Here is a 13,414-nt window from a genome sequence, read left to right as displayed (position 1 = left end):
AGGCGTTCCGGGACGGAGAAGGCGGGCAAGCTGCCCCGACCCTTCGTCCGGCGCAAGCGGGCTAGCTCTGGGCCAGGGTCACCTTCGACAGGTCGCCGCCCATCCAGCCCTTGCGGGCCTGGGCCAGATGCTGGTCGGCGGCCTCGACCTGACCCAGCTGGCGCTCGGCCTGGGCCAGCACGCTGAGGCTGACCGGGTCGCCGGTGCGGCGGACCAGGGCGGCGCGCGCCTCGGTCGCCGCGCCCTGGGCGTCGCCCGAGGCCAGCAGGGCGGCCGCCAGGCTGCGGCGCACCGGCGACCAGATCGGCGGATCAGTCATGTCGCCGAAATGCCTCTCCTCCAGCTCGGCGGCCTTGCGCAGGAAACCGGCGGCGACCTTGGGCTGGCCGTCCAGCATGGCCGCGCGGCCTTCCAGCACCAGGTGCGCCAGCCGGGTGACCTCGGCCATCTGACCGGCATATTTGCCCAAGGCCTTCAGCTGGCCCTTGTCGATCTCGACCAGGGCGGCCTCGCGGCGCAGGCCGGCGACGTCGCCGTGGCGGCCCAGGGCCTCGGCGCGGGCGTGACGCCACATCGCCCGCAGATAGGGCTGGCCGGGATCGGCCAGGGCCAGCACCTCGTCGGTCGGGGCGTAGCGGCCCATCAGGTCGTAGGCCGCGCCGGCCACCATCTGGTTCCAGGCGTCGTCGGACTTCAGCTTGGGGCCGTTGGCGACGGCGGGACGGGCCAGGGCCAGGCCGCCGGCCGCGTCGCCGGACATCAGGGCCCCGGCGAGGCCGAACTGCACGTTATGCCCGTGATAGAACAGGTTGAAGGCCGCGCCGTCGCCGGTGAAGCCCTGGGCCTTGGCGTTAGCCTCGTCCAGCTTGGAAGCCCGGATGTTGGACGCCATCGCGTCCTCGTAGCGGCCCACCCAGTAGTAGGTGTGCGAGGGCATGTGGACCAGGTGGCTGGCCGAGGGCGCCAGGCCTTCCAGCTTGTCGGCATAGGGCTCGGCCCGGGCCGTGAAGCCGCTCATCTCGGTGGCGTGGATGTAGAAGTGGATGGCCGGGGCGTTGTCGGGATCGCGCTTGAGCGTCCCCTCCAGCAATTCGACGGCGCGCGGCAGGTTGCCCTTGGCGTTGCGCAGCGAAGCKGGGACCATCAGGGCGTCGGCCGCYAGCACGGCCAGCTCGTTGTCGTCCGGATTGGCGCGGGCCAGGGCGTCCATGGCCTTGGCGTAGGCGTCATCGCCCGGTCCCTTGCCGCCGCCGTTCCTGTAGCGGAGCGTCATGGCCGCGATCAGCTCGCGCTCGCGGGGCGGGCCGTTCGCGGCCAGGGTCGCGGCGCGGGCCATCAGCGCCGCCATCTTGCCCTGCGTCTTGGCGTCGACGGTGAAGTTGATCGTGGCCCCGCCGGCCCAGGCCTGGCCCCACAGGCACATGGCGCAGTCCGGATCGCGGCGCGAGGCCTCCTCGAAGGCGGCCAGGGCGGACTTGTGGGCGAAGGCGTGGCCCAGCTCCAGCCCGTTGTCGAAGAAGGCCTGGGCCTCGGGCGAGGCGGTGGCGATCTTCCAGTGGACCGTGCCGTAGCCGCTCATCAGCGCGGTCTGGCGCGGCGGCGAGGCCGTGGCGGCGACGTCGCCGGCGCCCGAGGCGCACAGGCCCATGGCCAGGATCGGCGGGGCGACCATGTCGGCCTGGGTCAGGCCCGGGACAAGGGCCATCGTCAGGCCGGCGGCCAGGATCTTCGCGCGCATGGTCTTCCCCCCTCGACGAGCCTCGGACCCGCCGCGGTCAGTCTCCGCCCGCGACTCCGGCCGGGTCAAGCGCCGGTCTGGCTCCGCGCCGCCACCGCCAGGCCCGGGAAGTCGCTGAACAGGCCGTCGACGCCGGCGGCGTACAGGGCCTTGAAGACGGCGCCCACGTCGCCCGGCTGGGCCAGGTAGTCGGCCGCCGCGGCGTCGCCCCGGCGCAGGCTCGAAGGCAGGAAGTAGTTCTCGGCCCGCACGGTCCAGGGGTGGACGACCAGGCCGGCGGCATGGGCGTCCTTCACCAGCGAGGTGGCCGGCAGCAGGGCGTTGGCGTCCTGCGGCACGATCTGGGTCTTCTCCGGGCCCAGGCCGTCGGCGTAGAGCGCGACCTCCTTCAGGCCCGAGGCGGTGCAGAGTTGGGCGTAGGTCACGTTCGGCAGGTCGGCCGGGCCGCCCTCGCCGGCGGTCAGCAGCACCAGCCGGGCCTTGGTCTTGGCCCGGATGGTCTTCAGCGGCGTGACCTCGAAGCACTGGACGAAGACCGGGGCGGTGGCCGAGTCCAGCTCGTTCTTCTTCAGCAGGGCCACCAGCCGGTCCTCGACCGGCAGGCCGATGCCGGCGAAGTAGCTGGGGTGCTTCATCTCCGGGTAAACCCCGATCGTCCGCCCGGTGCGCTGGCTGCCCGCCTTGGCGATGGCCACGACCTCGTCGAAGGTCAGAAGCTGGGCCTGGCCGTCGTATTTCGTGTTGCCGGGACGCAGCTGCGGCAGCCGCTCGCGGGCCCGCAGGGTCTTGATCTCGGCCAGGGTGAAGTCCTCGGTGAACCAGCCGGTGATCGACTGGCCGTCGATGGTCTTGGTGGCCTTGCGGTCGGCGAACTCGGCGCGCGAGCCGACGTCGGTGGTGCCGCCGATCTCGTTCTCGTGCCGGGCGATCAGGTGGCCGTCCTTGGTCGGCACCAGGTCGGGCTCGATGAAGTCGCAGCCCTGGTCGATGGCCAGGTCGTACGAGAGCTGTGTGTGCTCCGGCCGCAGGCCCGAGGCCCCCCGGTGGGCGATGACGATCGGCTTCTTCAGCTTCGCGGCGGCGAAGGTCAGGCCGGGCGTCAGGGTTCCCGCCAGGGCGGCGGTGGTGAGGGCGCGTCGGGTCAGCAGGGTCATGTCGGCCATCTAGCGCGCCGATGTGACGGTTTGACCAGCCCGCCGCGTCCTCCGGCGAGGGATTCCGCCGGCGCCTAGTCCTTGCCCGAACGGTTCAGGATGGCGCGCAACCCTTGCGCCTTCTGCGGCAGGTCGGCGGCCAGGCGCGAGGCCATTTCCCGCACCCCGACGGCGTAGGCGTCGCCGCCCTCGGCGATCTCGTGGGCCCGGGCGGCCAGATCGTCCAGGTCGCGGCCCATGGCCTCGATCTGCTCGCGGGCCAGCAGGCGGGCCTCCTGCTGCAGGCGCCGCACGCGCTGGGTGGTGGTCTCCGGACCCCGGCTCAGGTTGTAGACCTCGACCGGCTGGGCCTGGTCGGGGACCACGGTCAAGAGCGGACCATTCATGGCGTCTTCACTCCTCGGGCGGCGTCCGAACGCGGCGCCGGCCCTCGTGAGTACAAGGTGGCTTGGACCTCCACCGTTCCCCGGGTTTCGCCCGATCCGTGCGATCGGCCGGGTTAAGTGTCCTGCCTGCCACAGCTTCGCGCCCCGGGGGATTCCGGCGCCTGTTTCGGAGGCTATCGGGCGCCGGTTTTGCCCGCATCCTTGCCCGCGATCTTGGCGCCCGGCTCGCAGGGGCCCTGGTAGGTGCTGACGGCCTGGGCGTGCAGGGTCTGGCGGCGTCCGAAGGCCGAGATGACCAGCTGCAGGTCGGACTGCGCGGTGGTGACGAAGTCGCCCTTCACCGTGCCGGTCAGCACGTAGTCGATGTGGTTCTTCTGGCAGGACAGGTCGAGCAGGAAGCCGTCGACGGTGCGGGTCATCTTGGGACTGCCGCAGGGCGAGACCTTGCGGGCCGCCTCGGCGCCGKGGTCGAAGCCCTCGGCCACGCACTGGGTCGACTCCTGGGGACCGGCCGGGGTCTTGGTCACGGTCTTCCAGAGGCCGGGCTTGAGGGTGGTGGGACCGCCCGCCGCGGGCGCGGCGTCCTGGGCGCCCATCGCCGGAGTCGCGCTCGAGCCCGCCGCCCCCGGCGCGCCGGCCCGGTCGTCGGTCCGCGAGCAGCCGGCGAGGCCGGAGACGATCAGGCCGAACAGGATCGGAGCCAGGAGACGCGGGTTCTGGACCAGGGAACGCATGGCAAATCCTAGCGCGGTCGGGGGCCGACGGCCAAGACCCCATGCCTTGGCCGCGCCGCCCAAAGACCTGAACGCGCGATCAGCCCGGATAGATGGCCATGGCCGGCKACTGGACGCCGGGGGCCGGCGTCGGGGCGGCCTGAGCCGGGGCCGAGCCGCCCGTCGAAGCCGGGGCCTGGCGCTGGAACTTCAGGCTGCGGCCCTGGAACTGGGCGCCGCTCTCCATGGCCAGCTGCTCGTGGGTGATGTCGCCGTCCACCACGGCCGTCCCATAAAGGCGCACCTGCTTGGCCGAGACCTGGCCGGTCACCCGGCCGTGGATCTCGATGACCTGGGCGTGCAGCGAGCCCTCGACCCGGGCGTTGGGGCCCAGGACCAGCTTGCCCACGCGGATGTCGCCCTGGACCACGCAGTCCAGGTGCACCTCGCCGTCGCCCATCACGTCGCCCTTGATGGCCACGCCCTGGGCCAGCATCGAGGCGGGCTTGGGACGCGGCGGCGGGACGGGCTGGGCCGGAGCGACCGGCGCGGCGGGCTCCATGGCCAGCGGCGTGAAGGCCGGGGCGGGGGCGGTGTCTTTCTTCTTGGCGAACATGGCGGCGGCCTTGTCTCGAAATGGGTCGTTGTCGTTGGAGCTGAGCAATTCCGGCGCCGCCTTGCCGGTGAACACTTGCCCCCTACGGACCGCTTCGCGGTCGTCTTCCCCCACAGGGGGAAGAAGCTTCGTGCGCGCGTCCTCCGCCCCCTATGGGGGCGGACAGACCGCGAAGCGGTCAGGTGGGGGCAAGCAGCGACTCGCTCCATGCTCGCTTCATGCCCGACCAGACCCTCGACCAGCTCATCGACCGCCTCCGCGCCGTGGAGACCGAGATCGAGGCCGCGTTCGCCGCGCGGGACGCGGCCAGGGCCGCGGAGGCCGGGTTCACGATCGAGAACGGCAAGCCCTGCTTCAAGGCCGACGCTCTCCGCCGCCAGAAGGCGCACCGCAAGGGCCTGAACGTGGCCCGCACGCCCTGGCCCACCCTGCTGACCATGCCGCTGATCTACGGCATGGCCCTGCCGCTGTTCATCCTCGACCTCAGCGTCAGCCTCTACCAGCTGGGCTGCTTCACGGCCTGGGGCATCGCCCGGGTCAAGCGCCGCGAATACGTGGTCATCGACCGCCATCGCCTGGGCTACCTGAACCCGATCCAGAAGCTCAACTGCGTGTTCTGCGGCTACGGCAACGGCGTCATCGCCTACGCCCGCGAGATCACCGCGCGCACCGAGCAGTACTGGTGCCCGATCAAGCACGCCCTGAAGGTCAAGGGCAGCCACGAGCGCTACCGGACCTACCAGGCCTATGGCGACGCCGAGGGCTATGTGGCGAGCTCGGGCGCCTATCGCGAGCGGCTGAAGCGGGGGGAGTAGGGCTCAACGCCGCGCGGCCGCCGCGTCCCGCGCGGCCTGGAGGGCGGCCAGCCGCCGGTCGATCTCGCGATAGAGGATCTCGAACCGGGCCTGTTCCTCGGGCGTCCTGAGGTGCAGGGGCGGGGGTTTGGCGAGGCGGGGGCGCCGCCCCTGCTTCGGGGGCTCGGGCGTCTTGGGGCGGGGTCGGGTCATGGAGGGCTCCTTCTCTTGAGGACTGTGCGGCGAACACTTGCCCCCTACGGACCGCTGCGCGGTCGTCTTCCCCCGGAGGGGGAAGAGGGGGTGAGAACGCGTCCTCCGCCCCCTAGGGGGGCGGACAGGCGGCGAAGCCGCCAGGTGGGGGCAAGTCGGTGTGATCCCACGCCGATGGCTGTGAGCTGGAAAGGGACGCGGAGCGCCGGACGACGTCCGGAGTTCTTTGTGTTGTAACCGTTTCGACGAAGCCGATCGCTCCGCGCGCTCGTTATCCGCCAGCGTCCGGTAGGCAGCCCTGTTGAGGCTTAGCCGGACACCGGGTCCGTCGTTTCCGACGAGGCCCGGCGCTGGGGGACGCGGATCATGAGACACACGCGCCGATCCCCAGCCACGCCGACGGCGGGCGGGCTCCCCAACGATGGAAGGCCCCGGACACGCTGGAGTAACCCCCTCCAGCCCAGTCCCGCTCGATCGCCCCCCGCCGCCGCATCGGTCGCTGGCCATGCGCCCTTTCCCTGCGACGAGGTGCTTATGAGTGTACGGCCGGTTTCAGCGCGGCGGCGGATGTGACGCTGCTTTTTCCGCGAGGCCTTGGCGGGGTTGGGGTTGCGGGCGCGGTTGGCGGGGATAGAGGCGGCCCGATCCCCGCCGGGGACGCGCACTCACGCCCGAGCCTTGGGAGGCGATCCGCCGGGCGCAGGGTGAGTGCGTGTCCCCACCTTCGCCCACGACGCCACAGGACCAGCCCCCGAACGCGGCGACGACTTGGGGGACACGCACTCACCCTATGCTCAGTGCGGACCGGCCGGCGCACGGTCGTGAGTGCGCGTCCCCGTTCCGCCTCCCTTCCTCGCGAAGGGGAGCCGGCCTTTCATCTCACGGCGAGACGGTCGCCTGGCTGTCCAGGTCACTCAAGGACTGGCCCGCGGCCAGCCGCGTCGCGGCGACGCGGAGCGTCGTCCTTGACTGACCTGGACAGCCAGGCACGCTGCAGCCTCCAGGAGATGCAAGGCGGGCGCTGCGCGAGACGCGCGCCCACGGGGCTCAGGCGCCGACCGCTCCCGAGCCCCGCAACGCCGCCGCCGTGGTCTGGACCAGGGCGGCCAGGCGGTGGCGCAGCGGGCCGGGCGGCAGGTCCAGCCAGGCCTCGGCCAGGGCCAGGCCGCCGGGCGCGCCCAGCATCCGCGCCGTCAGCGAGGCTTCGGGCTCGGGCGCGTCGGCGACCGTCTCCGGCAGGCCGTCGAAGAAGAAGGCGATCGGGACCTCCAGCGCCCCGGAGATGGCGTGCAGGGCCGAGGCGCTGATCCGGTTGGCGCCGGTCTCGTACTTCTGGACCTGCTGGAACGTCAGCCCGATCCGCTCGGCCAGCGCCTGCTGGCTCAACCCCCGCAGCTTCCGCCGCCATCGCACGGCCCGCCCGACATGGACGTCGACGGGATGGGGGCCGGCGGTGGGTTTCATGATGGGGCTTTCAGAGGCTTATAGTCCGGATACTTATAGTCATCATACGGTCGCGCGGCAAGCTGGACGTGTGGTCCGAAAGCGCGAGTGTGGGTCAGGAGTGATACCTATAGTCCGTGGACCCATAGGCATCGTGTCGCGGCAAATGCCGCCATGGACGCGGACGAGGCCGTCATCAAGAAACGATTCGGCGAACGCCTCCGGGCGCTGCGCACGGCGGCCGGCGTCTCGCAGGAAGGCCTGGCGCTAATCTGCGGCCTGGACCGCACCTACATCGGCGGCATCGAACGCGGCGAGCGCAACGTGGCGCTGGTGAACATCGTCCGCATCGCGCGCGGGCTGGAGGTTAGTCCGCAGGTGTTCTTCGCTGAGGCGGACGCGAAGTAGCGTCTTTCTCCCTTTGCGGAGGAGGTGGTCGAGAAGCGGGGCGGAGCTCTACCATTCCGTAAATTCGAAAATGGGCGCATGCTCGGTGGATGCAGCTATTTGCTGACCCCCCGTTGCCGTTTCCGCCGCTCGTTTCTGGCATCCGCATGCTTCAGAAAACGCGAAGGGAAACGTTTGCCGCCATAGCGCGCCTGGAGCGCCCGCCGACGCCCAAATACACCTTGGCTCGAGATTGTTTTGATGCCGTTTTGCGCGGAAGACCGCTCCAATGGGCGGTCAAGGAAGCAAAGGCGTCATCGGCGAAGGAGCAGGCGCGTCACGCCGTCGAACTGCTGCGGCTCGGGCGCGGTTACCTCCGCCAACGGGAGGGGGGCGTGGTCCATCAACTTTCTCCGACGAGCGTATCCCTGGACGCCAAGACCTCGTTGCCTGTGAGGTTCGATGCACGCCTTGTGCTGCCGGGCCGCGAGGTCGCGCTGCACTACCATTTCTGGCGTAAAGAGATGACGGAGGCTCAGGAGCGGTTAGCGCTGCGAGCTCTACAAGACGCGCTGTGGGAACAACCGGGTTGCTCCGGCATGGAACTGGAACTGGTTCTTGCGCCGTGGAGTACGCTCTACAAAGGCCGTAGATGGCGGCCGCTTTCCAACGCAAAGGCTCACTTGGCCTCGGATGATGAACTTGCTGAGTTCAAAGAGCGGTTTTCGATTGAATGGAGCGCCTATCATGAGGAGCGCCCAAAGCGGAAATGGCAGCACAACCGCTAAGTTCATCCGCCCGGATGAGAGCCAGCCTTTCATCTCACGGCGAGACGATCGCCGGTCTGGGCAGGTCACTCAAGGACGGCGCTCCGCGCCGCCGCTTCGCGGCAGGTCGCATGTCCAGACCGGCAAGTTGCTGCCACCAAAGAGATGGAGGCGGATGGTAATCGCTGTCTTCAGCGAGCATTTGCTCGACTCGCGTAATTGGTGCGAGAAATATGGGAGAATATTCAAAATTAAGGGAGTGGTGGCTTGGGGGAGCTGAACTTGCCCGTGCCGGAGAAACTTCCGGTGAACGATGACCAGATCGTGGTCGCTGTGCCGGAGGACCGAGGCACTGAGGAAATCGTCATCGCACTTGTGGGACCAATTGGCTCGGGCGTAACCGCCTGTGGAAAGCTGATTGAGAGTCAGTTGGTGGATAAGTACAATTATACCTCTAAAGGTATCAGTAAAGTAAGTGATTTCATCAAGTTATATGCGCCAAAAGTTGGCGTAGATATAGATGAATCCAAGCCATATGAGCGTACGGAAAGCCTTCAAAAGGCTGGCACCAAATTACGTGAGCAATTTGGATCAACAATAGTAGTCGATTTGACGATTGGTAGTATATCGGAATCCAGACCTGCGCGAGAAGAAAACGTAGACGGCGAAATTCGTAAAATCGCTCCTCAGTCTCGACGCTTCATCACAATTATTGACGCCGTGAAAAACCCGGCTGAAGTGAGAAGGCTGAGGGCTGTGTATAAATCTGCCTTCTGGCTTGTTGGTGTTTTTGCTCCGGAAGAAAAGCGACGCCGTAGGTTAAAAAACAGATTTGTTAAATCGGAAGATTTAGCGAAGGCGATGCGTATTGACGAAGATGACGAGAATAAATTTGGACAGAAGGTTGCAAAAACTATGGAACTTTCGGATTATTTTATCCGCAACAATGGAGATTCCATAGATGATCTCTCAAAGTCAGTTGAGAGGTTTCTGAAAATTATATTCAATGTTGGTGTTAATACACCGACCGTTGATGAAAGTTCCATGTACGCTGCGGCGGCCGCTGCATCAAGAAGCGCGTGTTTGTCGCGGCAAGTCGGGGCGGTAATTGTAAACGTAGATGGGGAAATTATAGGAACTGGAACTAACGATGTTMCAAAATTTGGCGGCGGGTTGTATCCGAGTCGACCGGTTACTGGTTCTATAGAGCAAGATAATAGATGTTATAAGTGGAAAGATGGTATTTGCCATAATGACGACCATAAAAAGAGTCTTGTAGATAATGCGGTAGAAGATCTTTTAACTTCAATAATGGCTGGTAAGAAGGAAGATGTTCGAAAAGCTATCGCTTCTTCGGAAATTAAATCACTTATAGAATTTTCTAGGGCGGTTCATGCCGAAATGGAGGCAATTGTCTCTGTGGCTAGAACTGGAGGTAAAGGCATTGTTGGGTCTACGATATTCTCAACAACATTTCCATGCCATAGTTGCGCTCGGCATATAGTCGCAGCTGGAATTAAAAGAGCTGTTTACATAGAGCCGTATGCAAAAAGTCTTGCAATAGAATTGCATGAAGACGCTGTGTCTACTGACGAAAAAGATGAATCTACTAAAGTTATATTTGTTCAATATGAAGGTGTATCTCCGAACAATTATCTGGCCGTTTTTAAGAACGGTCTGGATCGAAAGCGCAATGGTCGGAGAGTCGAAAGCGACCCGCGTACGGCGAGTCCGGTGATCAAGGAGCCACTTGACGATTTCGCGATTAGAGAGGATATAGCTACAGGTGGATTGAATAAGCTTTTTGCTGCCCAGCCCCCTATCCCAACTCGATAGAGTCAATCCGTGAAGAAAACCGAGCAATTTGAGCTGCCGTTTAATAGCGGTGTGAATCTCGGAGTCTCGGGAGCTGTGAACAGTGTTCACAAGCAAGGGGTTGGTTCCGCATCAATTGTCCATTTGTCTCAAAAGAGACTTGAGCGGCACGTGGGTGTTGTTTATGGGCGACTGCTTGTGAACGGCTTCGCGACGAGCGTTAGAAACAAAGGTTAAGTTTTTTCTTTTTCGCGTTAACGCCTCTCGTTTAACGCGTTCTGACGCGTCTCGATCTTTTCCTGTCGTCAGGTGGTGGGACGGCTCCTATCTCCCCCTACAGCCTTCCCTTCCGAAACGCCTCCGCCTGCTCCGCCCGCAGTTCCGCGCGCACCCGCTTCGGCATCGCCTTGTCCACCGCCTCGCCCGGGGCCGTCAGGGCCTCGTTGGCGAACTCGAGGTCCATCAGCTTCATCCGCTTGATCTCGTCGCGCAGCCGCGCGGCGGTCTCGAACTCCAGGTTCGCGGCGGCCTCGCGCATCTTGGCCTCCAGGTCCTTGAGGGCGGCCTTGAAGTTGTCGCCGCTGAACGGCTTGGCGTCCTTGCCGTCGCCGATGCCGCCGATCGGCACCAGGATGCGGTCGCCGCGCTCGTAGGGGCTGTCGAGGATGTCCTTGATGTCGCGCTTGACGCTCTCGGGCGTGATGCCGTGCTCGAGATTGTAGGCGTGCTGCTTCTCGCGGCGGCGGGCGGTCTCCTCCATGGCCCGCTCCATGCTGCCCGTGACGCGGTCGGCATAGAGGATGACCTTGCCGTCGACGTTGCGGGCGGCGCGGCCGATGGTCTGGATCAGGGAGGTCTCCGAGCGCAGGAAGCCTTCCTTGTCGGCGTCGAGGATGGCGACCAGGCCGCATTCGGGGATGTCCAGGCCCTCGCGCAGCAGGTTGATGCCGACCAGCACGTCGAACATGCCCAGGCGCAGGTCGCGGATGATCTCGATCCGCTCCATGGTGTCGACGTCGCTGTGCATGTAGCGCACGGCGATGCCCTGCTCGTTGAGGTATTCGGTCAGGTCCTCGGCCATCTTCTTGGTCAGGACGGTGACCAGGGTGCGGTAGCCCTTGGCCTTGGTCTGGCGGATCTCGTCGACCACGTCGTCGACCTGGCTGGCGCCGTCCTTGGAGACCGGGCGGACCTCGACCGGCGGGTCGATCAGGCCGGTGGGGCGGATCACCTGCTCGGCGAAGACGCCGCCGGCCCGCTCCAGCTCCCACTTGGCCGGGGTGGCGCTGACGTGCACCGACTGCGGGCGCATGGCGTCCCACTCCTCGAACTTGAGGGGGCGGTTGTCGAGGGCTGACGGCAGGCGGAAGCCGTACTCGGCCAGGGTCCATTTGCGGTTGCGGTCGCCCTTGTACATGGCGCCGATCTGCGGAACCGTCTGGTGGCTCTCGTCGGTGAAGAGGAGGGCGTTGTCGGGGATGTATTCGAAGAAGGTGGGCGGCGGCTCGCCCGGCCGGCGGCCCGACAGGTAGCGGCTGTAGTTCTCGATGCCGGCGCACGAGCCGGTGGTCTCGATCATCTCCAGGTCGAAGGTGGTGCGCTGCTCCAGGCGCTGGGCCTCCAGCAGCTTGCCGTTGGCGGTCAGCCATTCCAGCCGCTCCTTCAGCTCCTCGCGGATGCTGACGATGGCCTGGCGCAGGGTGGGGCGCGGGGTGACGTGGTGGCTGTTGGCGTAGACCTTGATCATCTCCAGGTCGCCGGTCTTCTTGCCGGTCAGCGGGTCGAACTCGCTGATCGCCTCGACCTCGTCGCCGAAGAGCGACACGCGCCAGGCGCGGTCCTCGTAGTGTGCGGGGAAGATCTCGATGGTGTCGCCGCGGCGGCGGAACGTGCCGCGCTCGAAGGCGGCGTCGTTGCGCTTGTACTGCTGGGCGACCAGGTCGGCCATCATCTGCTTTTCGTTGATGGTCTGGCCCACCTCCAGGGTGAAGGTCATGGCCGTGTAGGTCTCGACCGAGCCGATGCCGTAGATGCAGCTGACCGAGGCGACCACGATGACGTCGTCGCGCTCCAGGATCGCCCGCGTGGCCGAGTGGCGCATGCGGTCGATCTGTTCGTTGATCGAGCTGTCCTTCTCTATGTAGGTGTCGGTCCGCGGCACGTAGGCCTCGGGCTGGTAGTAGTCGTAGTAGCTGACGAAGTACTCGACCGCGTTGTCGGGGAAGAAGCCCTTCATCTCGCTGTAGAGCTGGGCGGCCAGGGTCTTGTTCGGGGCCAGGATCAGGGCCGGGCGCTGGGTGGCCTCGATGACCTTGGCCATGGTGAAGGTCTTGCCCGAGCCGGTGACGCCCAGCAGCACCTGGTCGTTCTCGCGGCCTTCGAGACCGGCCACGAGTTCGGCGATGGCCGTCGGCTGGTCGCCGGCGGGCTGGTAGTCGCTGACCAGCTTGAACCGCTTGCCGCCTTCCGACTTCTCCGGCCGCGCGGGGCGGTGCGGCTGCCACAGCATGGGCGTGGCGGCGGCGTCGACCTCGGCGTCCAGGGCGACGTCATGGATGAACTTGGCGGAGACGTCGGAGACGCCGCCGGCATCGGTCTGGGGGGATCGGGCCATGATGGGAAGGTAGGTCCGCCGGGCCGGGAAGGCTAGGGGGCCTGCTGACACGGACTGTCAGCAGCTTGGCGGCAGGTGGCGGCAGGTTCCCTTTATGGTTAAGGTTGTCACGGTCGGTCGGACGACCTTGGGGGTAGGGATCATGATCAGCGTGAAGCTTGGCGCGGGCCTCGCGGCCTTGGGCGTGTTCGTCGTCGGTATGGCGGGCGCCGCCTCGGCCCAGACGCCGGACATGAAGCTGATCAACGGCCCGGTCTATGGCGAGTTGCGCGACGTGCTGGGCGCGACCCTGTCGGTGGCCACGCCCAGTCCGAAATGCCCCAAGCCCCTGACCCTGCCGGACGGCGCGTGCCTGGACCGCGTGGTGGCCGGGATGAAGGCGCGCGGCGCGACGGTCGACAGGGCCCTGACCGGCCGCGGCGTCGAGGGTGGGGCGGGGGCGGTGATCTCCGGCCAGCTGGGCCGCGACTTCCGCCTCTACGACGTGTCGCTGGGCGCCGGCGGGCCGGTGGTGACGCCGGTCGACCTGCCCAGCTCGCAGGTCCGCGTGCCGCGCGACTGCTTCTCCATCGGCCGGGGCGTCGACTACCGGCTCGACGTGCGCGACGGCCAGCTGGTGGCGCGCGAGGTCCAGTCCGTCAGCTGCGGCGGGCCGCCCCCGCCGATCGGTTATGGCGGACCCCGCCGGCCGCCGATCCTGGCGGGCGAGCCGGGCGAGCGCTGGCCGGCCACCGGCCTGGTGGCCGTGCGCGGCGCGCCCCGGCAGCTGGCCGC

12 protein-coding genes and 1 pseudogene are annotated in these 13,414 nt (G+C 66.5%); 5 read left to right on the top strand and 8 right to left on the bottom strand.

The window, feature by feature from the left end; all coding sequences use genetic code 11:
* Positions 1 to 61 precede the first annotated feature (61 nt).
* The 5 genes from AC1U89_RS11710 to AC1U89_RS11690 form a co-directional block, all read right to left on the bottom strand.
* A complete protein-coding gene (locus tag AC1U89_RS11710) occupies positions 62 to 1,738 on the bottom strand; it encodes a tetratricopeptide repeat protein (protein WP_479899872.1) in 1,677 nt (558 codons plus the stop codon).
* Positions 1,739 to 1,803: 65 nt separating this feature from the next.
* Positions 1,804 to 2,901 carry a glycerophosphodiester phosphodiesterase gene (locus tag AC1U89_RS11705; protein ID WP_479899871.1) on the bottom strand — a complete coding sequence of 366 codons (1,098 nt, stop codon included), beginning with the start codon at positions 2,899 to 2,901 and terminating at the stop codon, positions 1,804 to 1,806.
* Positions 2,902 to 2,966: 65 nt separating this feature from the next.
* The gene (locus tag AC1U89_RS11700; RefSeq protein ID WP_479899870.1) at positions 2,967 to 3,278 is read right to left on the bottom strand and encodes a hypothetical protein; all 312 of its coding nucleotides are present in this window, start codon (positions 3,276 to 3,278) and stop codon (positions 2,967 to 2,969) included.
* Positions 3,279 to 3,451: 173 nt separating this feature from the next.
* Positions 3,452 to 4,012 carry a hypothetical protein gene (locus tag AC1U89_RS11695; RefSeq protein ID WP_479899869.1) on the bottom strand — a complete coding sequence of 187 codons (561 nt, stop codon included), beginning with the start codon at positions 4,010 to 4,012 and terminating at the stop codon, positions 3,452 to 3,454.
* 79 nt (positions 4,013 to 4,091) lie between these two features.
* On the bottom strand, positions 4,092 to 4,607 hold the full coding sequence (locus AC1U89_RS11690; RefSeq protein WP_479900012.1) for a bactofilin family protein: 516 nt from the start codon (positions 4,605 to 4,607) through the stop codon (positions 4,092 to 4,094).
* A gap of 218 nt (positions 4,608 to 4,825) precedes the next feature.
* Between AC1U89_RS11690 and AC1U89_RS11685 the strand changes: the two genes are divergently transcribed.
* A complete protein-coding gene (locus tag AC1U89_RS11685) occupies positions 4,826 to 5,422 on the top strand; it encodes a hypothetical protein (protein ID WP_479899868.1) in 597 nt (198 codons plus the stop codon).
* Between the two features lie 3 nt (positions 5,423 to 5,425).
* Here the strand turns inward: AC1U89_RS11685 and AC1U89_RS11680 are convergent, their stop codons facing one another.
* Positions 5,426 to 5,614: a hypothetical protein gene (locus AC1U89_RS11680; RefSeq protein WP_479899867.1), complete on the bottom strand. Its 189-nt coding sequence runs from the start codon at positions 5,612 to 5,614 to the stop codon at positions 5,426 to 5,428.
* Between the two features lie 1,047 nt (positions 5,615 to 6,661).
* Positions 6,662 to 7,078, bottom strand: coding sequence for a helix-turn-helix domain-containing protein (locus AC1U89_RS11675; protein ID WP_479899866.1), 417 nt, complete (start codon positions 7,076 to 7,078; stop codon positions 6,662 to 6,664).
* Between the two features lie 153 nt (positions 7,079 to 7,231).
* Here AC1U89_RS11675 and AC1U89_RS11670 point away from each other — a divergent pair, with 153 nt between their 5' ends.
* The 3 genes from AC1U89_RS11670 (at position 7,232) to AC1U89_RS11660 (ending at position 10,047) form a co-directional block, all read left to right on the top strand.
* A complete protein-coding gene (locus tag AC1U89_RS11670; protein WP_165190486.1) occupies positions 7,232 to 7,465 on the top strand; it encodes a helix-turn-helix domain-containing protein in 234 nt (77 codons plus the stop codon).
* A gap of 146 nt (positions 7,466 to 7,611) precedes the next feature.
* Positions 7,612 to 8,232 (top strand): hypothetical protein, encoded by a 621-nt coding sequence (locus tag AC1U89_RS11665; RefSeq protein WP_479899865.1) that lies wholly within the window; start codon positions 7,612 to 7,614, stop codon positions 8,230 to 8,232.
* A 246-nt stretch (positions 8,233 to 8,478) separates the two neighbouring features.
* A complete protein-coding gene (locus tag AC1U89_RS11660; RefSeq protein ID WP_479899864.1) occupies positions 8,479 to 10,047 on the top strand; it encodes an anti-phage dCTP deaminase in 1,569 nt (522 codons plus the stop codon).
* A 313-nt stretch (positions 10,048 to 10,360) separates the two neighbouring features.
* Here AC1U89_RS11660 and uvrB read toward each other — a convergent pair whose 3' ends face one another.
* Positions 10,361 to 12,640: an excinuclease ABC subunit UvrB gene (gene uvrB, locus AC1U89_RS11655; RefSeq protein WP_479899863.1), complete on the bottom strand. Its 2,280-nt coding sequence runs from the start codon at positions 12,638 to 12,640 to the stop codon at positions 10,361 to 10,363.
* Between the two features lie 142 nt (positions 12,641 to 12,782).
* Here uvrB and AC1U89_RS11650 point away from each other — a divergent pair.
* Positions 12,783 to 13,414 (top strand): annotated as a pseudogene (locus AC1U89_RS11650) (hypothetical protein); the annotation flags it as partial.

This window comes from Caulobacter sp. 05T431 (assembly GCF_056665975.1).
Note: the sequence above shows the minus strand (reverse complement) of the source record. Positions and strands in the feature narration are given on the sequence as shown.